We start from the raw sequence: 24,505 nt of genomic DNA on the forward strand, positions 1-24,505 counted from the left end.
ACCGTCCTGTCACTCTCCGAGAGGAACCAGCAGTGTCCGATACGACACCCATCCCCACTCACTGGTACAACATCGTCGCGGACCTGCCGGTCGCCCCGCCGCCCCATCTGCACCCGGGCACCATGGAGCCGGTCACGCCCGCCGATCTCGCGGCACTGTTCCCGAGCGCACTGATCGAGCAGGAAGCCACCACCGAGCAGTACATCGAGATCCCCGAACCGATCCGTGAGGCCTACCGCACGTGGCGGCCGGCGCCCCTGATCCGTGCGACAGAATTCGAGAAGGCGCTGGGGACGCCCGCTCGGATCTACGTCAAGTACGAGGGCGTGAGTCCGGTCGGCAGCCACAAGACCAACACCGCCGTCGCGCAGGCCTACTACAACGCGCAGGACGGCGTGAAGAAGATCACGACCGAGACCGGCGCCGGTCAGTGGGGCAGCGCGCTGTCGTTCGCGTGCGCCAAGTTCGGGATCGACCTCGAGATCTGGCAGGTGCGGGCGTCGTACGAGTCCAAGCCGTACCGCCGCCATCTCATGGAGACCTACGGCGGCATCGTGCACCCGAGCCCGTCCGATCTCACCGAGTCGGGCCGCAAGATGCTCGCCGACTTCCCGGACACACCGGGCTCGCTGGGCATGGCGGTCACCGAGGCCGTCGAGGTCGCGGCGAACGACCCCGACGCTCGCTACGCGCTCGGCAGCGTTCTCAACCATGTCGTGCTGCACCAGACGGTCATCGGCCTCGAGGCGGTCGAGCAGCTGCGCGCCGCGGGTGAGGCCAACGCCGACGTCGTGTTCGGTTGTGCCGGTGGCGGTTCCAACCTCGCCGGCCTGGCGTTCCCGTTCATCCGCGAGGTGCTGCACGGTAGGGCGCAGACGCGGATCGTCGCCGCCGAGCCCGCAGCGTGCCCGTCGATCACCAAGGGCGAGTACCGCTACGACCACGGCGACGTCGCCGGCCTGACGCCGCTCCTGAAGATGCACACGCTCGGCCAGGACTTCGTTCCGGACCCGATCCACGCGGGCGGCCTGCGCTACCACGGCATGGCGCCGTTGCTCAGCCACACCGTCGAACTCGGCTACGTCACCGGCCAGGCCGTCGACCAGACCGATTCCTTCGACGCCGGTGTGCTGTTCGCCCGCACCCAGGGCATCGTGCCTGCCCCCGAGTCTGCGCACGCGATCGCCGCAGCCGCCGAGTACGCGCGCGGGCTCACCGAGCCGGAGGTGCTGGTGATCGGCCTGTCCGGACACGGCATGCTCGATCTGCCCGCCTACCAGGCGCACATCGACGGAAACCTCGTGTCGACCGCATAGCCCCGGCACACGGATCGGTGCCGCGGGGTCGGGAACGCCTACCCCGCGGCACCGAGTTCCGTTTCGCCCTAGAGACTTCCGGCCGTGAGACGCCGGATATTCTCCCGCGCCGCCGGGATGTCCGGGTATCCGTTGACCCCCATCAGCAACTCCGCCTCGGCCAGCATCATGCGCAGCACGTGGACGAGGCCGCGCACCCCGCCGAGCGCCAGTCCGTAGACGTAGGGGCGTCCGATTCCGACCATGGTGGCGCCCAGCGCGAGCGCCTTCACGACGTCGGCGCCGGAGCGGACACCGGAGTCGAACAGCACCGGCACCCGGTCCGCGACCGCCTCGACGACACCCGGCAGCGTCTCGAGCGCACCGATCCCCCCGTTCGCCTGCCGCCCACCGTGATTCGAGCAGTAGATGCCGTCGACGCCGGCATCGATCGCCCGCCGCGCGTCCTCGGGATGCGAGATTCCCTTGAGGATGATCGGCAGTGTGGTCAACGAGCGCAGCCAGTCCAGATCCGCCCATGTCATCGAGTTCCCGAAGGTCTGCACCCAGTGGAGCACCGTCATCTGCGGGTCGTCGGAGCCGACCATGTCCCGGAACACCGGGTCGGACGTGTAGTTCTTCAGAACGTGACCGCGCAGCTGCGGAAAGTTCCCGGTGGCGAGATCGCGCGGACGCCAACCCGGCACCCACGTATCGAGGGTGACGGTGATCCCCGTGTAGCCGGCCGCCTCGGCCCGCTTCACGAAACTCTCGGCCAGATCCCGATTCTTGGGGGTGTACAGCTGGAAGAAACTGGGTGTGTCACCGGCATGGGGAACGACGTCCTCGAGCGGATCCTCCATCAGGGTCGAGTACATCGCGGGCACACCCGTCTGCGCGGACGCCTTCGCGACTGCGATATCACCGTGATTGTCGAGGTCGCAGAGCCCGATGACGCCGACCGGCGCCATGAACACCGGACCGGCGAACGTGTGACCCCATGCCTCGACCGCCAGGTTCGGGTTCTCCGCGCCCACGAGCATGCGTGGGATCAGCCCCCACTGCTCGAACGCCTCGACGTTGCGGCGTTGGGTCGTCTCGTCGCCGGCGCCCCCGGCGACGTAGGTGAAGAGCGACTCCGGCATCGCGGCGGTGGCCTTGGCCTCGAGCGCGCTGTAGTCCATCGGGAACTCCGGTGCGCGACCGGCCAGAGCCGCGAGATAGATCTCGTTCTGGTAGGTGCCGAACTGCATGAGTTCTCCATCCTGGTGCGAAATGATCGGCGCCGGCGACGGTTTCGGAGCCCGGCATGCTGCGCGGCACAGCGTAGCCACGCATCGGCGTATCGTCGAGATCGAGAGCGAATGTCTTCGACGGAGCACGCGAATGCACTATGCGACGCGAGCGAGAGCCGGTCAGGCGCTGACCAAGTCGCTCGGCCACCTCAGCGGATCCGAACCGGTGGTGCTCGGACTCCCCCGCGGCGGCGTCCCAGTGGCCTTCGAAGTGGCCGAGGCGCTCGCCGCACCACTCGATATCCTTCTGGTCCGCAAGCTCGGGGTGCCGTGGCAACCGGAACTTGCGATGGGCGCGATCGGCGAGGGCGGCACGGAGGTACTCAACGCCGACGTCATCCGCCTCTCGCACGTCACCCCGCAGGCCGTGGATGCCGTCAGGGCGGACGAACGGCGAGAGCTGGAACGGCGCGCCGCGGTCCTGCGGGGTGGGCACACTCGCATGTCGCTGCGCGGGCGCACCGTCGTCCTGGTCGACGACGGTATGGCCACCGGGGCGACAGCGGCCGTCGCGTGCGTTGCAGCACGAGCGCAGGGCGCCGAACGGATCGTCGTTGCCGTCCCGGTCGCCTCGAGCGAGGCCGTGGCCCGACTCGGAGTGACCGCGGACGAGGTGGTGTGCCCCTTCGTGCCCGCGGATCTCGGCGGCGTCGGCGCGGCCTACACCGACTTCCATCAATTGAACGACCGGGAGGTCACAGAACTGCTGTCCCGAGCCCGGCAAGATCGAACGTGACCGGTGCAACATTCGACGCCGCCACACCGATACACGTCTCGGAGGCTCCACACCGCCAGGGAGGTCCCGTGAGCGTCTCGGAACAGCAAGTACAGACGGTTGCCGATGCATGCCGTGCCCGTCTCGGCGATCCGTCGAGCTGGGTGCCGCCGGACGAGTTTCGGCGCAGTCTCGCGCTGTGCATCATCGAATCCGTCCAGGCCGCCGGATCCCGGTACGCCGACGCGAGCACGGTGATCGACCGATATCGCGCCTACCGCCGCGCGCACGCTGCGGACCCCGTCACCGACGGCGCCCGGGAGCTGCTGCGCACGTTCGAGGAGGCGGGCAGCTCCGATCAGTGGGCAGGAAAGGTCGGCAACTACAAGCGCCGGTATTCCGACTCTGCGGCGCCGCTACGTGCGGCAGAGATCCAGCGAACCGCGGAACGCCTGCACACGCTGCGCGTCGACTCGGTAGGAGATCTGCTCGACGCGACCCGCGACGGCCACGCGTACGCCGACCTCCACGACGCGTGGGTCGAATCCACCGGCGCCCCGGACGACACGACATGGCGCCACCTGATGCTCCTCGCCGGCATCGCGGACCAGAAACACGCCGCCGCGTCCGACGACTTCGTCCGGTCCGCGCTCGCGAGCGCCTCGTGTGAGTCCGGGCCCTCCGCGGAAATCCTGACCGCGGCTGCCGCCACCCTCGGCGTGGAGCCGTCGTCGCTCGAGCACGCCGTGCAACGGTGGAAATGCGCTCACTCCGACACCTATGACACGGTCGCGTGAACTCTGCGAGCCCACTACCTGCGGAAAGTTAGCAGAACTTACGGTTACACTTATTTCCGCAGGTGGGAGCACTCAATACGGCAAATCGGGCACGAGACTTAGTGCAAAGCTCCTCCGAATGTGATCCAATGCACATCCATCATGTCATTTTTTTGGAGGGGTCAAAGTGCGTGAGTATTCGGTTCCACAGTCGTTCACCATTCCGGAAGACGCGTCCATGGCAGACACTGTGTTCCGATACGAAGCCGAGTGTCCGAACCTCGTGCCCTTCAAGAAGCCCGGCAAGGGCGGCTGGGTCGACGTCACCGCGGCCGAGTTCGCCCAGCAGGTCAAGGCGGTCGCCAAGGGCCTGATGGCGTCGGGGATCGAACTCGGCGACCGCGTCGCGATCCTGTCGGCCACACGCTTCGAGTGGGTCGTCCTCGACTACGCGATCTGGACTGCCGGTGGCTGCACCGTTGCGATCTACGACACCTCCTCCGCGGACCAGGCCCAATGGATTCTCGAGGACTCGGCAACATCCTTACTCGTGGTCGAGACATCGACCCATGCGGAAACCGTCAAGGACGTCGCCGAGGCCGCCCCGGCCCTCCGTGAGGTCCTGCAGATCGAGGCCGGCGCGCTCGACGAACTGATCACCCGGGGCAGCGGGATCAGCGACGACGAACTGCACGAGCGCCGGCACCAGGTTCGTGCGTCGTCGCCCGCCACGCTGATCTACACCTCCGGCACCACCGGACGCCCCAAGGGCGTGCAGCTGACCCACTCCAACTTCTACGCGGAGTCCGCGGCCGTGCAGATCGCGCTCGGCGACGCGATGCAGGAGGGCCGGCGCACCCTCATGTTCCTGCCGCTCGCGCACGTGTTCGCGCGCGCGATCTCGTTCGGCGCCTTCGACGCGAAGGTGACGGTCGCCCATACCTCCGACCTCACGACGCTGCTCGAGCAGTTCGCGGTGTTCAAGCCCAACTTCATCCTGTCGGTACCGCGCGTGTTCGAGAAGGTCTACAACTCCGCCAAGCAGAAGGCCGAGGACGGCGGCAAGGGCAAGATCTTCGCCAAGGCGGCCGAGACGGCCATCACGTGGAGCGAGGCCCAGGAATCCGGCGGTGCCGGACTCGGCCTGCGTCTGCGCCACGGCCTGTTCGACAAGCTCGTGTACTCGAAGCTGCGGGTTGCGCTCGGCGGCGAGTGTGACCGCGCGGTCTCCGGCGGCGCGGCGCTCGGCGCCCGGCTCGGCCACTTCTTCCGCGGCGTCGGCATCCCCGTCTACGAAGGCTACGGACTCACCGAATCCAGCGCGGCCGTCACGGTCAACACCACGCGCGACCAGAAGGTCGGTACGGTCGGCAAGCCGATCAACGGCCACGCCGCGAAGATCGCGGACGACGGTGAGCTGCTGATCCGTGGTCCGGTCGTGTTCGCCGGCTACTGGCACAACGAGGCAGCCACCGCCGACGCGCTCCGGGACGGCTGGTTCCACACCGGCGATCTCGGCTCGATCGACACCGAGGGCTACGTGTCGATCACCGGCCGCAAGAAGGAGATAATCGTGACCGCCGGCGGCAAGAACGTCGCGCCCGCGGTGCTCGAGGACGCACTACGCGCGCACCCGCTCGTCAGCCAGTGCCTGGTGGTCGGTGACGCGAAGCCGTTCATCGGCGCGCTCATCACACTCGATCCGGAGGCCTTGCCCGGCTGGAAGGAGCGCAACGGCCTCCCCGCCGACACCCCGATCTCCGAGCTGGTCAAGCACCCCGACCTGCTCGCCGAGATCGACTCCGCGGTGGTCGAGGGCAACACGAAGGTGTCGAAACCCGAACAGATCAAGAAGTACCGTCTCCTCGAGGTCGACTTCACCGTCGAGACCGGCGAGCTCACGCCGACGCTCAAGCTCAAGCGCAACATCATTCACGAGCAGCACGCAGAGCTGATCGAGCGCATCTACACGTAAGCACGGCAACGGTTTCCGGGCCCGGACACGACGTCACGTCGCGTCCGGGCCCGCGTCGTATCGGCGTCTCCTACAACGCCACGGCGTTCAGGAGGTCCTGCGCGACGGAGTGATCGCCGACCGTGTCGAGACCGGCGAGCGGACGTCGACGCCACATCGCGAGCAATAGGTCCTGCGCCGGGCCACGCAACGCCACATCGCCTTTGCGGTGCTCCCGTGTCACCACGACCGCCCCCGGCTCGAACGCGAGGTGCCATTCGGCGGCGGCCGCGTCGGTGCCGTGCAGATGGATCGTGCGGCCGTCGAGTGATTCCGGCAGCTTGCCGGCACTCGCGAGGCGGCCGAGGAACACGTGCGCCCACTCGTCCACCCCGTCGGCCGCTGCCCCCGCTTCGAGCGCCGGGACGTCCGGCCCACCGGCCGCGCTGATCGCATCGGAGACATCGACCCGGTGGATCGAGACCTCGTGCGCCTGCCGACGGATCCACCACCCCACCGTGCCCGGACCGACCATCGTCGGGACCGGGTGATCGGCGCCGTGCCGATCGAACTCGGCGAGCACCGCGTCGAGAGCGGCGCGGTAGGCCGCAACGCATTCGGGACCTCGCGGCATGTCACCGTCCCGGTGAATCTCCGCCAGCGGCGTCCCCGGCTCCGCCCGCAGCGCGGCCGCCACCCACAGGTGCACCTTCCCGGTGTGACGCAGCACGTGCTCGACGGTCCATCCCGGCACCGCCGGAACCCGTTCCGCAAGGGCCTCGACGGGGGTGCCCGCCAGCAGTCTGCCCTGAGTGCGTAACGCGGACAGCAGGTGTGGGGTATCCATCAACCCACGGTAGCGCCGAGGACGAACTCCGCGACGTCGTCGGTGACGGCTCGGTGGATCTTCTCGTGCAGTAGATCGTGGCCGGCATCGGCGTACTCGCGCAGCTCGAGCCCGGCCGCACCCGCCGACCACCCACGGACGCCGTCGATCGGAGCGAGCCTGTCGTCGACGCCGTGGACGGCCAGCACGGGGAAACCGGGGTCCGTGAAGTCGGATGTCTCACTGTGCCCCGCAACCGATTTGGGGGTTCCACACAGGACGGCCGCCCGGAAGGGGGCGAGCTCACGGCGAAGCAGGGTGATCGCGACCGCCGCACCGAGCGAATGCCCCATCACCACGAGCGGCAGACCGGGGCGGTCGTCGACGGCAAGGCCGGTCAGCCGGGCGGCGTCGTCCGCCAGATCGGTGAGTGCACCGGGCGTGCCGGGCGTGCCCTCCGACAGTCCGTGGCCGGCCTGGTCGATGCCCCACATCTCGATGTCGTGGTCGGCGAGTCCCGCCGCGAAGCGATGGTAGTGCCCGGTGTGCTGTCCCATGCCGTGCAGGAACACCAGTCCGGCGCGGGGGTGGCCACCCCCGGCGAGCGGCCAGCGACGGTAGTGGACCTGTCCGGTAGCCCCGGAGAAGAACGGCATGCGCTCATTCTCCCGGTTCTTCGCGTCGCACGCCTCCCCCACCTGTCGGCGGGCGGTGACACAATCGCCCGAACCGACGGGGAAGGGGGCGCGATGTTCCTGCTCGACGACGTGATCGTGTACAGCACCGGGGATCTCACGGTGGCGGCATCGTGCGAGTTCGCCCTGCTCCGACGAGTCGACGGACTCCTCGGACTCGCCACCGCGGAACGCGGTGTGGCCACCGACCCGATGTTGCAGCGCGCTTCGCTGCTCGGAGAGGCTCACGAACGCCGGGTGCGCGACGACTTCGAGGCCCGCTACGGGCGCGTCGAGTCCCTGCCCCCACCCGACTACACCTCCGTCGGTCTGTTCGACGCGCAGCACGCCACCATCGCGGCGGCGCTCGACGGAGCCCCGGTGATCCACCAGGGCACGTTCTTCGACGGTCGGTTCCTCGGCTTCTGCGACTTCCTGGTCCGCGAGGATCACGAGGACCGGGAACGCGCCTCCTACGCGGTGTACGACGCGAAACTGTCCCGCCATGTCGAGGTATCCGCACTGCTGCAACTGGCCGCGTACGCGGATGCCCTCGACGCCGCCGGCATTCGTCCCGCGGAGAAGGTGCACCTGCTGCTCGGGGACGGCTCCGACTCGGCGCACTCGCTGGCGGATCTCCTGCCGGTGTATCGCGCGCGCCGCTCGGCACTCCAACGTGTCCTCGACGAACACCGCGCCGACGGTGCGCCCGCCGTGTGGGGCGACGAGCGGTACGTCGCGTGTGGACGGTGCGGGGCGTGCGCCCCGGAGATCGAGAGCCGTCGCGACGTGATGCTGGTGGCGGGAATTCGCGCGAGCAGTCGTCAGAAACTCGTGTCCGCGGGCGTCACCACGATCGACGCGCTGGCAACGAGAACGGACTCGGTCCCCGATCTGCCCGACGCGACGCTCCGCGGCCTGCGCGCTCAGGCCGCAATTCAGGTCCGCCAGGAATCGTCCGGCACCGAGGAGTTCGAGATCTTCGCTCCCTCCGCGCTGGCGGTGCTGCCGCAACCCGATGCCGGTGACATCTACTTCGACTTCGAGGGCGATCCGCTGTGGGCCCAATCGGGTTCGACGGAGTGGGGCCTCGAATACCTCTTCGGTGTCCTCGAAGAACCCGAGGTCGGCGACACGCCGCGCTTCCTGGCCTTCTGGGCCCACGATCGCGCCGAGGAGCGACGCGCGCTGCTGGCCTTCCTCGACTACGTCCAGGCCCGCCGCACCGCCCATCCGGGGATGCACGTGTACCACTACGCGGCGTACGAGAAGTCCGCGCTGCTGCGCCTGGCCGGACGTCACGGCGTCGGTGAGGAGACAGTCGACGAACTGCTGCGGGACGGCGTGCTGGTGGATCTCTACCCGATCGTCCGAGCGTCGCTCCGGATCGGCGAACGGTCGTACAGCATCAAGAGACTCGAACCGCTCTACATGGGCACGCAACTGCGGGGCAGCGGTGTCACCACCGCGGCCGACTCGGTTGTCGCGTACGCCCGCTTCTGCGAACTGCGCGATCGAGGCCGACCCGACGACGCCGCGGCCGTGCTCCACGAGATCTGCGACTACAACGAGGACGACTGCGTCTCCACCCGCGAACTCCGCAACTGGCTGCTGACCCAGGCCGCCGAGCACGGCGTCTCCTTGCACCCTCACGAAACCGTCCCGTCCACAACCGAACCCGACGAAGACAGCGCCGCCGAGCGCGCGCTACGCGGTTTCGCCGGCGACGGCCCCGCTGCGGTACGCACGGCAGACCAGCAGGCCGCCGCCCTGACAGCCGCCGCCGTCGGGTATCACCGACGGGAGCGGAAGCCGTTTTGGTGGGCGCACTTCGCCCGTCTGAGTGACCCGGTGGACGAGTGGCCCGAGGCCCGCGACGTGCTGCTGGTGGACGACGTCGTGGTGGAGCAGGGCTGGCACACGAGCACCCCGAGGCAGCGAAAACTGCGACGGCACCTCCGGATCACCGGCCGCTTCGGTACCGGGAGCACAGTGGCGCCGGGAGCCGAGGTCTTCCCGCTGTACGACCAGGCGGTTCCCGGCGCCAAGACCGCGGCCCGCTCGGGGCAGCGTGTCTGGTCGACGGCTGTCGTGCTCTCCGTGGGCTCGGACACCGACTTCCGGGACGTCGTCGTGGTCGAGGAGTTGCTGACAGGAGATGTCGAGCACGACGGCGTCCCGATGGCGCTCGCGCCCGGGCATCCGATCGCGACACTCCGGATCGAGCGCTCCATCGAGGAATTCGCGGAGACAACGGCGTCCGCGCTGCCCGCCCTGCCTGCGAACGCGGCGACCGACCTGCTCAGACGAGTGCCGCCGCGCACCCGCAGCGGGGCCGGGCTGCCGCCTGTCGCGGGGTCCGACCACACGATCGCCATCGCGACCGCGCTGCTCGATCTCGATGACTCGTACCTCGCCGTGCATGGGCCGCCCGGCACCGGAAAGACGTTCACCGGCGGCCGCGTCATCGCCCGCCTCGTGACCGAACACGGGTGGCGGATCGGGGTGGTCGCGCAGTCGCACGCGGTGGTGGAGAACATGCTCGACGCGGTCGTCGACGCCGGACTCGACGGTGCGTCGGTCGCGAAGAAGGCAGACCGCGCCGAGGGCCGCCGCTGGACCGCGATCACCGCCACCGACTACCCGCGCTTTCTCGCCGCCGCCACCGCGGGGTGTGTCATCGGCGGGACTGCCTGGGATTTCGCGCATTCCGAGCGAGTTCCGGTGAACAGTCTCGATCTCCTGGTGATCGACGAGGCCGGGCAGTTCGCGCTCGCGAACACAGTCGCGGTGAGCGCGTCGGCGCGCAACCTGCTTCTTCTCGGCGACCCGCAGCAGCTCCCGCAGGTCAGCCAGGGCACGCATCCCGAACCGGTCGACGAGTCCGCGCTGGGCTGGCTGGCGGCAGGGCACGACGCCCTGCCCCGTGACCGCGGCTACTTCCTCGGCCGCACGTGGCGCATGCATCCCGCCCTGTGCGCGCGGGTGTCGGCGCTGTCCTACGACGACCGGCTCCGCTCGGAGGAGGCCGTGACCACCGCGCGGCACCTGGCGGGCGTCGAACCCGGGGTGCACACCGAAATCGTCGAGCACGCCGGGAGATCGACCGATTCCGAGGAGGAATCGTCCGCGATCGTTGCCAAGATCCGATCGCTGCTGGGCCGGGACTGGACCGATGCGAGTGCCTTCGACGGCGCCCGGCCGCTCGGCCAGTCCGACGTCCTCGTCGTGGCGCCGTTCAACGCGCAGGTCGCGAGGCTCCGGCACGACCTCTCGGCGGCGGGTCTCCCGGACGTCCTCGTCGGGACCGTCGACAAGTTCCAGGGACGTCAGGCGGCCGTCGTCCTGGTGTCGATGACCGCGTCGACCGCCGACGACGCGCCACGCGGAATGTCTTTCCTGCTGTCCCGCAACCGTCTGAATGTGGCTCTCTCACGTGGCAAGTGGTGCGCGGTCGTCGTGCGGTCACGCACCTTCACGCACTACCTTCCGTCGACGCCTGCCGCCCTCACCGAGTTGGGAGCTTTCCTGCGACTGGCCCCGGAACCTGCCCGGGACACCGCCCCCGCACATTCAGGTCAGCCGAAGCATTTGCCTTCCCCGCGATAGGTCGGCGTCGCCGTGGCGTGGCCATCCTCGTCCACGAGATGGATCTCGGTGAATCGTTCGCACAGCTCGCCGGCCTTCGCGTGGCGGAACCACACCCGGTCGCCCACCGCGAGTTCGGCCGCGGCGGCACCCGACACGGGTGTCTGCACCTCGCCCGCGCCCTCGTTACGCGACAGCGTCAACCCGCTCGGCCACACCGGAGTGGGGACGCGCGTCTTCCCGGCCGGCCCCGAGGCGATGTAGCCACCACCGAACAGCGTGGTGATCTTCGGTGTCGGCTTGCGCACCGCGGGCAGCGCGAAGAACATGGCCGGACGCGGCGAGAACGAGTGGTAGCGGTCGAACAGCGTCGGCACGTACAGGCCGGAACCCGCAGTCACCTCGGTGACGACGGCGTCGGCCGAACTGACCTCCAGCGAACCCGTCCCACCGCTGTTGACGATTTCGAGTTCGCCCACCTCGGCCGAGACCGCTGCGACGACAGCGCCTCTACGGGTGGCGAGTTCGGCGGCCGATGCCTTCTTGACCATCCGCACCGCGAAGCTGGTGTCGGGCAGCCCCGCGATCTGCGCCTCGTAGAACATCACTCCGACCACGGCGAACCCCCGATCGGCAGCGGCGCGCGCGACACGCGCCACCTGATGAGGCTCCCTCAGCGGCGACCGCCGCACCCCGAGGTGCGCGGGGCCCAGGCGCAACGACGCGTCGATGTCGAGGCAGACCCTCGGTCGCACGCGGTCGGAGCCGACCGCGTCCCGGATCAGGTCCAACTGGGCGACGTCGTCGACCATGAGAGTGATCCGGTCGAGAAGGGAACTGTCCGAGCCGAGTTGGGCCAGCGCCGCGCGATCGACCGTGGGGTACCCCATCAGCACGTCCTGCGCACCCTGCTGCGCGAGCCAGATGGCCTCGCGCAGCGAGTACGACATGATGCCGCGGAAGCCGCCGGAGGCGGTGAGCCCGGCGCCGAGCGCGATCTCGAGGACGGCCCGGCACCGCACCGACTTGCTCGCAACCCGTACCGGCGTACCCTCCGCGCGCCGGACCAGGTCAGCTGCGTTCGTCTGCAGTGTCGCCAGATCGAGTGCCGCCAGCGGCGGGTCGAGACTCGCGGTAGCAGCAGTCAGGCGGCCGATCGTGGCAGTCACATCAGTTCCGTTCGTCGATCCCGTCGAACACGCGGGAGGCGGGCGTCCGGATCAGTCGATCACTCTACTGAACGATTGTCCAGATCAGTTGTCGGCTCGACGGCCTTGGTCCCGACGATGCGGACGAGATCGTCCAACTCGGTGACGATCGCGTTGCTGTCGCGGTCGACGAGCCAGCGCAGCACGATTCCATCGATGACCGCGAGCGCGAATCGGGCGATAGCCTCGACCGGTTCCGTCCACGTGCAGCCTGTGCGGCGTGCGCTCTCCTCGAGAAACACGGTGGCCTCGATGTCCATGACCCGGTACTGCTCGTCTGCGACACTCCCGGCGACCGGCGCGCCTGCGGCGCGTTGCCGCAGGGCATAGGCGGTGATCTCGTAGGTGAGCAACTGGCGATCCGCTGTCGCCTCGATGAGCGGCCACATCCCGGTAAGACCCGTGTGGAGCACCTCGCGCAGATCGCGCAGTCCGTTGAGTTCCTGCGCGTCCCACACCGACGCGAACGCCTCGCGCATTCCTGCGCTGAGCTGTAGCACCAGGCTCTCCGCCATGGCCGTTATCAGCGCTTCCTTGCTCTCGAAGCAGTAGTGCACCACGCCCAGGGATACGCCGGCTTCCTCGGCCACGGCCCGGATCGTCACCGCAGCTATCCCACCCCGTTCGGCAATGTTCAACGCCGCTTCGACGAGTTGGGCGCGGCGCTCTTCCGCTGGAAGCCGATTCAACATCCCATGATCGTAAAACCCGAAAGGGAAAAAACGTGTCTCATTTGCCTGGACGCTCGTCCAAGTGGATAGTTGCGTGAATGGCACAGGACACGTGGCGCAACTGGGCGGGGACCCACTCGTCGACACCTCACCGATTCGAAACTCCTCGATCGGTGGCCGAGCTGAGCATGCTGGTCGCCAAGGCGACCGAGCAGGGATTACGCGTCAAAGCCGTGGGGGCGGGCCATTCGTTCACCGGGGTAGCCGTCACCGACGGCATCCTCGTCAGTCTCGACCACATCTGCGGCATCGAGTCCGTCCGGCAGACGCCGGAAGGTCCGATCGCCACGGTGCTGGCCGGGACACGCCTGCGGAGCCTCAACGAACAGTTGTGGGAGCGCGGGCTGGCGATGATCAACCTCGGGGACATCGACGTGCAGTCGATCGCCGGCGCCCTCGGGACCGGCACGCACGGAACCGGCGCCCGCTTCGGCGGACTGGCGACGCTGATCCGCGGCCTGCAGATCGTGCTCGCCGACGGCACTGTCGCAGACTGCTCGGAGTCGGAGAATCCCGAACTGTTCCAGGCCGCCCGCATCGGGCTCGGCGCACTCGGCATCATCACCAAGTTGGATCTGGCGGTGACCGCGGCGTACGCACTGCACGCGGCCGAGGGCCCGGCCCGGCTCAGCGAGACGCTCGACGGGCTCGAACACGATCTCGAAAGCGTCGACCACTTCGAGTTCTACTGGTTCCCGCACACCAATCGCGTACTGACGAAACGAAACACCCGACTCCCCGGGGACACCGAGCTCGCTCCCCTGAGCAGGATCCGCGGCTACATCGACGACGAACTGATGTCGAACACGCTGTTCGAGGGCATCAACCGGGTGACGACAGCCTTCCCCGCCGCGATTCCGCAGATCAACCACATCTCGGCGCGGGCGCTGTCGGCGCGCGAGTTCACGGACCGCAGCTATCACGTGTTCGCGTCGCCGCGCCGGGTGCGCTTCCGCGAGATGGAGTACGCGGTACCCGTCGAGGCCGTGAAGGACACGCTGCGGGAGATCTCCGGCTGGCTCGATCGGTCGGACTGCAACATCGCCTTCCCCGTCGAGGTGCGCTTCGCTCCCGGCGACGACGTGTGGCTCTCGACCGCCAACGGCCGCGACAGCGCGTACATCGCCGTGCACCAGTACCACCGGCGCGATCACAGCGAGTACTTCGACGCGGTCGAGGCGATCGCGCGCGCAGTCGACGGCCGTCCGCACTGGGGCAAGATGCACGGCCGCACCGCGGACGACCTGCGCCCCACGTACTCGCGGTTCGACGACTTCTGCACGGTGCGCGACAAGCACGACCCGACGCGCACCTTCGACAACGCCTACCTGCGGCAGGTTCTGGCCTGACACCTGCTCGAACGAGCCGGAAACCGGTCGGCACCTCGCTACTCTGAGCGATGTGCCGACCGGACCGGAGCGACCGCGCCTCGATCGCCGCACGTTCCTGCGAGCGGGCACCCTCATTGCTGTCGCCGGCGGTGCCACGCTTGTGGTCGGCTGCGGCGACGGACTGAAGGACCCCGGCGTTCCGCCGCTCCCCGGCGGGGACGTCGTCGCGGACGACAAGGCCACCTGGCGGATCCAGGGCGATCCGCTCGTTCCCGCAACGGGTTCCGGAGCGGCGAACGGATTGAAGGTCGCCGTCACCGATCTCTTCTCGATCCAGGGGCAGCGCGTCGGAGCGGGCAATCCGGCCTGGCTGGGCCAGGCGCCTACCGAGACCGCGACGGCCGACAGCGTGGCCCGCCTGCTCGCACTGGGCGCCACCGTCACCGGGATCACTCAGACCGTCGGCTTCGGGTTCGGACACTCCGGTATCAACACCTCGTACGGGACCCCACCCAATCCGGCTGCCGCGGGACGCGTTCCGGGCGGCGCGACTTCGGGGGCATCGACCGCGGTCGCCCGTCGCACCACCACGGTCGGCCTCGGACCGGATACGACGGGATCGGTGCGGATCCCCGCCGCCTACCAAGGCCTGTACGGGTTCGGTCCGACGCACGGTGCCGTGGCGACGACGGGCCTGATGCCACTCTCACGCACATTCGACAACGTCGGCTGGGTGTGCGCCGACGCGGCCACCCTCGCCACCGTCGGCGATGCCCTCCTCCCCGCGGCGCCCGACATCCCGATCGAGGCGGCAGTCACCTCACCGGGGTTGCTCGCGGTCGCCGACGCCGGCGTCCAGCCCGCGGTCCGCGCAGCGCTCGCACAGTGGAAGCGCGCGGGCCTGCCCCCACTGGCCGAGGAGGAACTCGACATCGCCGCCCTGCCCGACTGGTACGACGCGGTCGTCGCGGTGCAGGGGTACGAGGCGTGGCAGCAATACGGTGGCTGGGTGTCCACCGCGACCGGGTCGATCAGTGACGAGGCGCGGGTGAACTTTCTCGCCGCGTCGATGGTGACGGAATCGACGTACGAGCGCAGCCTGTCCGAGGTGCGGGCGGCGGGGCAGACGGTCCGCGACTACCTCGGCTCACGGGTCCTGCTCTTGCCCACCACCGGATCGAACGCACCGTCCACCGCCGACGATCCCGCCAGCGTCCATCTCGCCGCGACGCTGCGCACCACCGGGCTGCTGATCGCGGTGGCGACCGTCGCCGGGCTCCCGGTTGCGACCGTCCCGGTGCGCTCCGACAACGGGCTCCCGGTAGGGCTCTCGGTGGTGGGTCCGGCCGGACGCGACCGCGACGTGCTGGCACTGGCGGAGCGCGTTGCACGGGCCGGGGTGGCGGCACCGCACTGAGACGTCGCGTCGAATGTGTGTGTCGCACCACCCGCCCGGACACAGATTCATCTAACTGATTACACTCGATCCACTATCTTCGGAGAGAGTGAGGCGACATGCGTGACGCAGTAATCGTCGAGGCAGTACGGTCCCCTATCGGCAAGCGCAAGGGCTCCCTCGCGGACGTGCACGCGGTGGAGCTGTCCGCCCACGTGCTCCGCGCGATCGCCCAGCGCACCGGCATCGATCCGTCGATCGTCGACGACGTGTACTGGGGCAACGTCAACAGCGTCGGCATGCAGACCGGCAACATCGGTCGCATGGCCGTCCTCGGCGCCGGCTGGCCCGAGTCGGTGCCGGGACTGACCGTCGACCGTCAGTGCGGCTCGTCGCAGCAGACCATCTCGATGGCCGCCGCGTCGGTCATCTCGGGCCAGGCCGACGTCATCGTCGCCGGTGGCGTCGAGATGATGACCGCAGTGCCCCTCGGCTCCTCGAACGTTCCGGGCACCGGCGATTCCGCGGGCCCCGCCCGTGAGCGCTACGCGACCCAGCTCGAGGCGCCCGGCTTCAACGGCCGCTTCAACCAGGGCGTCGGCTCCGAGCTGATCGCGCAGCAGTGGAACATCTCCCGCGCGCAGCTCGACGAGTACTCGGTGGCCTCGCACGAGCGCGCCGCCGCCGCACAGGACGCGGGCGCGTTCGAGGCGGAGATCGCGCCGTTCACGCTCGCGGACGGCACCGTCTTCTCCGCCGACGAGGGCATCCGCCGCGGCTCCACCACCGAGAAGCTGGGCCAGCTGAAGTCGCCGTTCCTCGAGGGTGGCGTCATCACGGCCGGTAGCGCATCGCAGATCTCGGACGGCGCCGCCGCGGTCCTGGTGATGACGTCCGAGAAGGCGAAGGCTTTGGGCCTGACGCCGCTGGCACGCATCCACACTGCCGTCGTCGCCGGCGACGACCCGGTCAAGATGCTCACCGGCCCGATCCCCGCGACTGCACTGGCGCTCAAGAAGTCGGGCCTGTCGATCGACGACATCGACGCGTTCGAAGTCAACGAGGCGTTCGCCTCGGTGCCGATGGCATGGCAGCTCGAGACCGGCGCATCGCCGGAGTCGATGAACCCGCTCGGTGGCGCGATCGCTCTGGGCCATCCGCTCGGCGGCTCGGGTGCTCGACTGGCCGCGACGCTGGTCCACCACCTGCAGCGCACCGGCGGCCGCTACGGCCTGCAGACGATGTGCGAGGGTGGCGGCACCGCGAACGCCACCATCTACGAGCGCATCTGACGGTAGGAACCGAACGACGAAGGCGGCCGCCCCCATGTCGGGACGGCCGCCTTCGTGGCGTCCGAGCTCCGGCGCCTGAGGTCCAGCGTCTGAGCCCCGGCGCAGGCCGACGTCAGGGCTCCTCAACCGCCGCCTCCGCCGCCTCCGCCGCCGCGACTTGCGCACGCGCCTCCTCGAGCCCGGACCGCGCGGAGCGCACGGCGTCACTCGCGGTGCGCTCTGCCTGGCGAGCGAACTCGCCCCGCTGCGCGAGATGCTCCCGCTCTCGGTCCAGAGCGCGGAGTCGGTCGGCGATCTGCTCCACTTCGCCCCGCGCGTCCGCGCGGTCGCGTTCCCGCGCGTCCAACTCGACGCGAGCCTTCTCCTCGGACGCCCGGGCCGCCTCGAGCTCGGCGAGCGCGACGGCACCCGCGGCGGGATCCGGGCGATACTCCACGTCCTGCGCCGAATCGTCTTCTTCGGGGACGGATTCGAGACCGGCCGGCCCGAAGCCGCTGTAGGTTGCGGCACCCAGCACCCGACCGCGCCGCACCGTCCGCGCCAGATCCGGGTCGGCCATCGCGGCGTGCAGCGTCTGCGCGACGTCCCTCAGCGCAGCCTCCCCCACGACCCGATCCCGCTGCGCGGCCAGTTCGCCCGCAGATTCCGCCAGTGCCCGCACCACTCGCTGCCGCTGCGTGGTCAGCTCACGCAACGCTGCGGGGTCGAGGCGCCGCTGCGCCGTCCGCAGCGCGTCCCCGAGTGACAGCACGGCATCGACGTCCTCCGGCCGCTCCCGTGACAGGAGGTTCACGAGCCAGCCGACGACGGTGGGCTTCTTCAACGCCGACACCGCCTTGACCGCTTCCCGGTCCTTCTTCGCCCTCGCCTCCTCGACCCGGGCCGTCCGGGCTGCGACGAAGCTGGACGGCTCGAGCCCGTACAGCTCGTCGGTCACCTTGTCGACATCCACCCGTCGATCCTGGCACCGCACCGCGCGGCCGACCAGACCCGAAACACCCCATCCGACCAGCGCCAACTTATCTGCCGTGCAGGACATAGATTTTGTAGTACCGTTGTAAAAAGCAACATCGCTTCACCGGGGAAGGGTTTCCTCCCGACGATTCGGGGGCGTGAACCACACGGCGAAGGGGAATACGCGAAGGGAACGAAAGGACACACGATGACCAACTTCACCGTTCCGGGGCTGACCACCGATCAGGGAACCAAGGTCGCCGACACTCTGCAGAACCGACTCAGCGCATACAACGACCTGCACCTCACTCTCAAGCACGTCCACTGGAATGTGGTGGGACCGAACTTCATCGGCGTGCACGAGATGATCGACCCGCAGGTCGAGCTGGTGCGCGGCTACGCGGACGCCGTCGCGGAGCGCATCGCCGCCCTCGGCGTCTCGCCTCAGGGCACACCGGGCGCCATCGAGAAGGACCGCTCGTGGGACGACTACTCGGTGGGACGCGACAGCGCTCAGGCGCACCTCGCGGCTCTCGACCTCGTCTACACCGGGCTGATCGAGCACAACCGCAAGGCCATCGGGACGGTCGGCAAGATCGACCCGATCACCGAGGACATGCTGATCGGCCAGACTGCCGAACTCGAAAAGTTCCAGTGGTTCGTCCGCGCCCACCTCGAGAACGCGGGAGGCCGCCTCGCGAACGAGGGCGAGCCCACCGAGAAGAAGGCTGCGGCCGCCGCCCGCTGATCGACCCGTCCGGTAACGAAATCGAAGTCCCGACGAAAGGAATCGCGATGAGCGAGAAGAGTGGACCCGCCGAAGGCATCGAGGGCGTCGTAGAAGGCATCAAGGGCAAGGTCAAGGAAGCCGTCGGCGCCGTGACCGGACAGGACGACCTGCGCCGCGAGGGTGAGGCCCAGCAGGACAAGGCCGAGGCCCAGCGCGAAGTCGCGCAGAAGGAAGCAGAGGCCGAGAAGGCCCGCGCCGAAGCCGCAGCCCAGGAGGCTCGCCAGCGGGCTGAACAGCAGTAGTCACCCAAGCGCAGAATCTCGGTCCGGGCACCCGTCGGGGGCGCCCGGACCGTCCTCCCCTCGAAAGGACCGCCATGCTCTCCCTCGGAATCCTCGGTTGGATCATCATCGGCGGTCTCGCCGGCTGGATCGGCAGCAAGGTCATGAAGACCGATGAGCAGATGGGCATCATCCTCAATGTCGTGGTCGGCATCGTCGGCGGCCTCATCGGCGGATTCGTTCTCGGCGCCTTCCTCGACGTCGAGGGCGGTGGGCTGATATTCAGCTTCTTCACCTGCCTGCTCGGCGCGATCATTCTGCTGTTCCTGGTCAAGTTGGTGACCGGGCGACGCTGACGCGCCTGCAGACGAGAGCCCCGGTCACCGTAGTGGCCGGGGCTCTCGCATGAGCGCGGTCAGAGCGCCAGCAGTTCGGCCTTGCGCGCGTCACTCGCGAACGACGCCTCGATCGAATTCCGGGCGAGGGTCTCGATCTCGTCCTCGGTCAGTCCGATGCCTGTGCGCAGTTGTGCGAAGTTCTCGCCTACGTCACCCCCGAAATAGGCGGGGTCGTCGGAGTTGACCGTGACGCGCAGACCTGCCTGCAGCATGGTCCGGAGCGGATGCTCGTCCATCGAATCCACGACCCGCAGTCGGACGTTCGACAGTGGGCACACTGTCAGCGGGATCTCCTCGTCCACCAGACGCTGGATGAGCGCCGAATCCTCGAGGCACCGTACGCCGTGATCGATCCGCTCGGCCCCGAGCAGATCGAGCGCCTGCCAGATGTACTCCGGCGGACCTTCCTCGCCGGCGTGCGCCACCACATGCAGTCCCTCGGACCGGGCGCGGGCGAACACGTCCTCGAACAGTGTCGGCGGATACCCGACCTCCGCCGAATCGAGACCGACGCCGATGATGGGCGCCCGCAGGCGCAGGAGTTCGCCCAGGATCTCTTCCGCGTCGTGCACCGGCTGGTCGCGGAGGAAGGAGGCGATGAGTCCGCTGCTCACACCGAACTCCCGCTCGCTCGCATCGAGCGCGCCGAGGATCCCGTCGAGCACCTCCTGCAGCGGAACGCCGCGAGTGACGTGCGCCTGTGGGTCGAAGAAGATCTCCGCGTGCCGCACCCCCGCCGCGGAGGCGCGGCGCAGGTAGTCGCGGGTGAGATCCGCGAAGTCCTCCGCAGTCCGCAGCACCGCCATGTTGGCGTAGTACAGATCGAGGAACGACTGCAGATCCGTGAACTCGTAGCGGGATTCGAGGTCCGCAAGCCCGCTGTACGGGAGGTGCATCCGGTTCCGGTCGGCCAGCGCGAAGATCAACTCCGGCCCCAGCGCTCCCTCGATGTGCATGTGCAACTCCGCAAACGGTGTCGCTGCCATGTCCGTCAACGCCCCTTCCATTCCGGCGCGCGCTTCTCGGCGAAGGCCGTCGCTCCCTCGCGCGCGTCCTCGGAAACGAATACGGGAGCGATGATCTCGAGTTGCCTGGTGAACGCCTCGTCGGCGGACCACTCGCCGGACCGGACGATCACTTCCTTCGTCTTCGCCACCGCGAGGGGACCGTTGGCGGTGATGCGATCGGCAAGGGCGAGAGCGGTCACGAGTGCGCCGCCCGCTTCGGTGACGGTGTTGACCAGCCCGTAGGTGGCAGCCTCCGCGGCCGAGAACGGGTCACCGGTGAGTGCATACTCCATCGCCTTCTGGTAGGGGATCCGCTGGGGCAGGCGCACCAGCCCGCCGGCGCCCGCGACCAGTCCCCGCTTCACCTCGGGAATCCCGAACTTCGCCTCACGCGACGCAACTACGAGATCCGTGGCGAGGACGAGTTCGGTGCCGCCGGCGAGCGCGTACCCCTCGACTGCGGAGATGATGGGCTTGCGCGGCGGCGCCTCGGTGAACCCGAGCCCCTTCCCCGGAACCACGATGGTCTCGCCGGCGACGAACGCCTTGAGATCCATACCTGCACAGAAGTTTCCGCCGGCGCCGGTGAGGATCGCGAGCGACAGGCCGTCGTCGGCGTCCAGTTCGTCGACGGCCGCCGCCAGTCCTCGACTGACGGCACCATTGATCGCGTTGCGCGCCTCGGGGCGGTTGATCGTGATCACCAGGACCCGATCACGCCGCTCGAGCAAAACCTCATCCGACATCGATGCTTCCCTTCGTCATGGAGCACGATTCTTCCAGCCACGAGCGCACCGACCGACGGTCGACCCGTCCCGTGGATCCTCTCGGCAGTCGCGGCACACTCACGCACAGCCGAGGCGGCAGGCGGTGCCCGAGCGGTCCATCGAGGTATGTCCGGATCGCATCGACGTTCAGTGACACTCCCGGCGCGGGGACGACGACTATCCCGAGATCCGGCCCCCGCGTGGTCGGCACGCCCACCACCGCGGCCTCCTCGACGCCGGGGAAGGCGAGCACTACGTCCTCGATCTCCCTGCTGTAGACCACACCGCGCGGGATCTCGACGGCGTCCGCGGCGCGGCCGACGAACCGGACCTCCCCTGCCGGCCCGATCCGGACGACGTCGCCGGTGTGCAGCCAACCACCGGCGATCGTGCGGGCGGTGGCCCCGGGGTCGCCCCAGTAGCCGCGCATGACGCTCGGACCGCGACACCACAACTCCCCCGCTGCGCCGTCGTCGACGACTCCGGAGATTGCGAACTCCATTCCCCCGTGCGGCAATTCGGGACGATCCCCGACCCTGCTCGTCCGCAGGATCATGCCGGCGCCTCCGGTTTCGGTCATCCCCCAGCCGGAGACGACGTCGGCCGCGGGAAACCGGTGACCCAACTGTTCGAGTGTGGCCACCGAGAGCAGTTCGTCGTCGAGTCCGAGGAATCGCAGAGTCCCGACCTCACCGCCGGACGCGTGTACCAACTGCCGATACAGCGGAGCCGGAGCCGAAAGCCGTTCGACGGCTTCGACATCGAGGGTGTGCAGCAAAGAGTCGGCGTCGAACTCGGCCGCCAGGACCACGGTCCCGCCCGAGACCAGCGTGGGCAACACCTGTGCCACACACGCCGCAGCGGAACTCAGCGGCAGTGCCACCGCGTGCCGCACACCATCCGCCGCACCGCCCCACGACCGGAGCACCGCCTCGATCGTGGACAGCACGTTCTCATGGCTCAGTTCGACGCCTTTGGGCGGCCCGGTGGTCCCGCCGGTGTAGAACAGCAGGGCCGAATCGCCGCGCGCCGCACCGTCGTCGATGAACGGGGTCCCGCTCGGGAGGTCGCGATCGAGCAGCAGGAGGCTTCCGCTGTCCGCGCGGATGTGCCGCAACTGCGCGCTGTCGTGACCGGGATGCACCGGCACCGGCACACCGCCGGCCAGCAGCACCCCGAGAAAAGCCTGCACCCACCGCGAACCGTTGGGCATCCGGATCGCGACCCGGTCCCCGATGCCGACACCCTGTTCGATCAACCCACCGGCGACCCGGGACGCCGACGTCCACAACTGGCCGTACGTCAGCCTCGGCCCGCCACCGGTCTCGACGACCGCCTCCCGGCCCGCATACCGATGCACCGCGACGTCGAGCAGTTCCGTGAGGCAGGTCGCGAGCCCGGAGTAGTGCAGCAGGCCGTCGGCGCAGCGGACCATACGATCGCCGCGCGACCGCTCCGCCGTGGGCGGGTACTCGAGCAGCGACGCCATAGCCACCTCCACCGAGTTCGGTTTGGCCCCGACTATATGACCCTCGTCACACAAGTGCCGAGAGAACCGCGCGGTCGGCGGTTCGCTATCGCCCGCGGTACGTCGCGTGTCCGGGCCCGGCTCCGAGGAAGGTGCGCACCGCGCCCCGCAGGTCGTCGGTGTCGAACAGCGCGCCCGACACCTCCGGGGTGACCGAATCCGCGTGCGCGATGCCACCCGACCTCCACGCCTCCACGATCCGCTTGGTCGCGGCGTGCGCGCGAGTCGGCCCGTCCGCGAGCCTCGCGACCAGCGCCCGCGCCTCGGCGTCGACATCGTCGTGCACGTAGTTGACGACACCCCAGTCGTGCAGGGTGGCGGCATCGTAGAGATCCGCGGTCATCACCAGTTCCCGGGCTCGCCCCGACCCCGCCCGTTCGGCGAGGCGCTGCGGGCCGCCCATCGACGGCGTCAGCCCGACGACCGTCTCCACGAGTCCGAACCGGGCCTTGGGTCCGGCGACGATGATGTCGCACGCGAGGGCGATCTCGAAGGCCGCAGTGAGGGTCAGCCCATGCGCGGCGTAGACGACCGGGCACGGCAGCGCCTCGAGCGGATGGCAGATCTGTGCGAACAACGACTCCCACAGCTGCGCGCCCTGCTCGGCGGTGAGGCCGTCGAACACGTGGACGTCGACGCCGCCCGAGACGACCTTGCCGTCCGCACGCAACAGGAGCGCCCGCGGCGGGCGGGCGGTCAGATCGTCGATGTCGGAGATGACGGCGTCGAACATGGCCTGGTCGAACAGGTTCAGCGGTCCGTGATCGAAGGTGAGGACCGCGACCTCGGCACCCGCGGCCGTGGTGACGCGCTCGAGGCGAGTGGGGCCCGCGGATGGCTCGGTCATCGCCTCAGCGTCGCACAGGCCTCGTTTCTCGTCAGACCGCCACGCTGAGCGGCGGACGCAGGACAGTGGTCATCGCCCGCCCGAAGCCGTCCGGGTCGCCGATCAGCCAGCCGTGACACCCCTGGACCGTGTGGACGCGCGGGTCGGACAACGCATTTCGGAGCGACCGGAAGCTGGCCTGCGGAATGAAACTGTCTCCGTGGCTCCACACCATCGCGGTCGGGACGCCGCGTCGGGCAACGGACGCTGCGGTGTCCCGCAGATCCGCGGTTCGGGCAAGTTCACCGATCCGCCACAACCCGGCCGGGTTGCGGATCGCGTTCCGCAGGGTGTCGCCCGTGATCGCGGCCAGCGCCGACGACGGTGACCGCGCGAGCACGGCGTCGACCGCGGCCGACACACCCCAGCGCCACAGCGGGCGCTCGCGCAGGTGTCGGACGAGTCCGTCCGGCTCCCACGCCGCTCCACCGACCGAATTGACCAGCACCAATTGCGACACCTGCGCTTCGAGACGCTCGGTCGACGCGAGTGCGACACCGCCCCCGAACGAGTGCCCGACGAGTGTGACGGGGGCGTCGATGCCGAGGGCACCGACGAAGCTGGCCACCCAGTCCGCGTAACCGGAGAAGCCGTGCTCCTCAGGCGGCAGGGCGTCGGTGCCGGCGAAGCCCGGCAGAACCGGGGCGTACACCTGCACCCCGGTCGCGGCCAGGCGCTCGACGGCGCTCGCGTAGATCCGCGGCGACAGCCCGAATCCATGCAGGAACAGCACTGGCGCACCCGACCCCGCGGTCCCGTACGGGACCCTGCGCCCGTCGACGACGGCGTCGTGCCAGTGGATCTCGGCGAGCCCCCGGGCGGACGGGGAGATCGAACGGTGGGTGGGCGACTGATGGTGCACGGCGGGGCCTC

At 69.0% G+C, this 24,505-nt stretch carries 22 protein-coding genes; 11 read left to right on the forward strand and 11 right to left on the reverse strand.

The genetic code is table 11. The features are described 5' to 3' along the window. The first annotated feature begins 32 nt into the window (after window positions 1-32). A complete protein-coding gene (locus C8K36_RS07415) occupies window positions 33-1,316 on the forward strand; it encodes a TrpB-like pyridoxal phosphate-dependent enzyme (RefSeq protein WP_107983850.1) in 1,284 nt (427 codons plus the stop codon). Window positions 1,317-1,384: 68 nt separating this feature from the next. Here C8K36_RS07415 and C8K36_RS07420 read toward each other — a convergent pair whose 3' ends face one another. Beyond that, window positions 1,385-2,548: an alpha-hydroxy-acid oxidizing protein gene (locus C8K36_RS07420; RefSeq protein WP_107983851.1), complete on the reverse strand. Its 1,164-nt coding sequence runs from the start codon at window positions 2,546-2,548 to the stop codon at window positions 1,385-1,387. Between the two features lie 133 nt (window positions 2,549-2,681). Here C8K36_RS07420 and C8K36_RS07425 point away from each other — a divergent pair, with 133 nt between their 5' ends. The 3 genes from C8K36_RS07425 to C8K36_RS07435 all read left to right on the forward strand — a co-directional run bounded on the left by C8K36_RS07425 (window position 2,682) and on the right by C8K36_RS07435 (window position 6,056). Then, window positions 2,682-3,326 carry a phosphoribosyltransferase gene (locus C8K36_RS07425; RefSeq protein WP_107984293.1) on the forward strand — a complete coding sequence of 215 codons (645 nt, stop codon included), beginning with the start codon at window positions 2,682-2,684 and terminating at the stop codon, window positions 3,324-3,326. 68 nt (window positions 3,327-3,394) lie between these two features. Continuing rightward, complete coding sequence (locus tag C8K36_RS07430) at window positions 3,395-4,102, forward strand: heme peroxidase (RefSeq protein ID WP_107984294.1); 708 nt, start codon at window positions 3,395-3,397, stop codon at window positions 4,100-4,102. Window positions 4,103-4,268: 166 nt separating this feature from the next. After that, complete coding sequence (locus tag C8K36_RS07435) at window positions 4,269-6,056, forward strand: AMP-dependent synthetase/ligase (RefSeq protein WP_107983852.1); 1,788 nt, start codon at window positions 4,269-4,271, stop codon at window positions 6,054-6,056. 70 nt (window positions 6,057-6,126) lie between these two features. On the opposite strand, the gene C8K36_RS07440 is transcribed toward C8K36_RS07435, so the two are convergent. Then, the gene (locus C8K36_RS07440; protein WP_107983853.1) at window positions 6,127-6,882 is read right to left on the reverse strand and encodes a maleylpyruvate isomerase N-terminal domain-containing protein; all 756 of its coding nucleotides are present in this window, start codon (window positions 6,880-6,882) and stop codon (window positions 6,127-6,129) included. Beyond that, a complete protein-coding gene (locus C8K36_RS07445; RefSeq protein ID WP_107984295.1) occupies window positions 6,882-7,517 on the reverse strand; it encodes an alpha/beta hydrolase in 636 nt (211 codons plus the stop codon). The genes C8K36_RS07440 and C8K36_RS07445 overlap by 1 nt, the downstream gene beginning before the upstream one ends. A gap of 93 nt (window positions 7,518-7,610) precedes the next feature. Here C8K36_RS07445 and C8K36_RS07450 point away from each other — a divergent pair, with 93 nt between their 5' ends. After that, the gene (locus C8K36_RS07450; protein ID WP_107983854.1) at window positions 7,611-11,144 is read left to right on the forward strand and encodes a TM0106 family RecB-like putative nuclease; all 3,534 of its coding nucleotides are present in this window, start codon (window positions 7,611-7,613) and stop codon (window positions 11,142-11,144) included. On the opposite strand, the gene C8K36_RS07455 is transcribed toward C8K36_RS07450, so the two are convergent. Both C8K36_RS07455 and C8K36_RS07460 read right to left on the reverse strand, forming a co-directional pair. Next, complete coding sequence (locus C8K36_RS07455) at window positions 11,114-12,292, reverse strand: amino acid deaminase/aldolase (RefSeq protein ID WP_107983855.1); 1,179 nt, start codon at window positions 12,290-12,292, stop codon at window positions 11,114-11,116. The genes C8K36_RS07450 and C8K36_RS07455 overlap by 31 nt on opposite strands. 59 nt (window positions 12,293-12,351) lie before the next feature. Next, the gene (locus C8K36_RS07460; protein WP_107983856.1) at window positions 12,352-13,023 is read right to left on the reverse strand and encodes a TetR family transcriptional regulator; all 672 of its coding nucleotides are present in this window, start codon (window positions 13,021-13,023) and stop codon (window positions 12,352-12,354) included. 77 nt (window positions 13,024-13,100) lie between these two features. On the opposite strand from C8K36_RS07460, the gene C8K36_RS07465 reads away from it, so the two are divergent. The 3 genes from C8K36_RS07465 (at window position 13,101) to C8K36_RS07475 (ending at window position 17,081) form a co-directional block, all read left to right on the forward strand. Continuing rightward, window positions 13,101-14,411, forward strand: coding sequence for a D-arabinono-1,4-lactone oxidase (locus tag C8K36_RS07465; RefSeq protein WP_107983857.1), 1,311 nt, complete (start codon window positions 13,101-13,103; stop codon window positions 14,409-14,411). Window positions 14,412-14,463: 52 nt separating this feature from the next. Continuing rightward, a complete protein-coding gene (locus C8K36_RS07470) occupies window positions 14,464-15,810 on the forward strand; it encodes an amidase family protein (RefSeq protein WP_107983858.1) in 1,347 nt (448 codons plus the stop codon). Between the two features lie 98 nt (window positions 15,811-15,908). Continuing rightward, on the forward strand, window positions 15,909-17,081 hold the full coding sequence (locus tag C8K36_RS07475) for a thiolase family protein (RefSeq protein WP_107983859.1): 1,173 nt from the start codon (window positions 15,909-15,911) through the stop codon (window positions 17,079-17,081). A gap of 112 nt (window positions 17,082-17,193) precedes the next feature. On the opposite strand, the gene C8K36_RS07480 is transcribed toward C8K36_RS07475, so the two are convergent. Further along, window positions 17,194-18,120 (reverse strand): hypothetical protein, encoded by a 927-nt coding sequence (locus C8K36_RS07480; protein WP_258195306.1) that lies wholly within the window; start codon window positions 18,118-18,120, stop codon window positions 17,194-17,196. Between the two features lie 123 nt (window positions 18,121-18,243). Between C8K36_RS07480 and C8K36_RS07485 the strand changes: the two genes are divergently transcribed. The 3 genes from C8K36_RS07485 (at window position 18,244) to C8K36_RS07495 (ending at window position 19,402) form a co-directional block, all read left to right on the forward strand. After that, on the forward strand, window positions 18,244-18,783 hold the full coding sequence (locus C8K36_RS07485; RefSeq protein ID WP_107983861.1) for a Dps family protein: 540 nt from the start codon (window positions 18,244-18,246) through the stop codon (window positions 18,781-18,783). A gap of 47 nt (window positions 18,784-18,830) precedes the next feature. Beyond that, window positions 18,831-19,067, forward strand: a complete 237-nt coding sequence (locus tag C8K36_RS07490; protein ID WP_107983862.1) for a CsbD family protein — start codon at window positions 18,831-18,833, stop codon at window positions 19,065-19,067. Between the two features lie 74 nt (window positions 19,068-19,141). Continuing rightward, a complete protein-coding gene (locus tag C8K36_RS07495) occupies window positions 19,142-19,402 on the forward strand; it encodes a GlsB/YeaQ/YmgE family stress response membrane protein (protein WP_107983863.1) in 261 nt (86 codons plus the stop codon). A gap of 59 nt (window positions 19,403-19,461) precedes the next feature. On the opposite strand, the gene C8K36_RS07500 is transcribed toward C8K36_RS07495, so the two are convergent. From C8K36_RS07500 to C8K36_RS07520, 5 genes are all read right to left on the reverse strand, one after another. After that, the gene (locus tag C8K36_RS07500) at window positions 19,462-20,430 is read right to left on the reverse strand and encodes an adenosine deaminase (RefSeq protein ID WP_107984296.1); all 969 of its coding nucleotides are present in this window, start codon (window positions 20,428-20,430) and stop codon (window positions 19,462-19,464) included. A 5-nt stretch (window positions 20,431-20,435) separates the two neighbouring features. Beyond that, window positions 20,436-21,197, reverse strand: coding sequence for a crotonase/enoyl-CoA hydratase family protein (locus C8K36_RS07505; RefSeq protein ID WP_107983864.1), 762 nt, complete (start codon window positions 21,195-21,197; stop codon window positions 20,436-20,438). After that, entirely contained in the window at window positions 21,187-22,707 is a 1,521-nt protein-coding gene (locus C8K36_RS07510; RefSeq protein ID WP_107983865.1) for a class I adenylate-forming enzyme family protein, read from the reverse strand. Before C8K36_RS07510 ends, C8K36_RS07505 begins: the two co-directional genes overlap by 11 nt. A gap of 85 nt (window positions 22,708-22,792) precedes the next feature. Continuing rightward, entirely contained in the window at window positions 22,793-23,593 is an 801-nt protein-coding gene (locus C8K36_RS07515; RefSeq protein ID WP_107983866.1) for an enoyl-CoA hydratase/isomerase family protein, read from the reverse strand. Window positions 23,594-23,624: 31 nt separating this feature from the next. Beyond that, a complete protein-coding gene (locus tag C8K36_RS07520) occupies window positions 23,625-24,494 on the reverse strand; it encodes an alpha/beta fold hydrolase (RefSeq protein WP_107983867.1) in 870 nt (289 codons plus the stop codon). Window positions 24,495-24,505: the final 11 nt, after the last annotated feature.

Origin of the sequence: Rhodococcus sp. OK519 (assembly GCF_003051005.1) — a bacterium.
In the GTDB taxonomy this organism is placed as follows: Bacteria; Actinomycetota; Actinomycetes; order Mycobacteriales; family Mycobacteriaceae; genus Prescottella.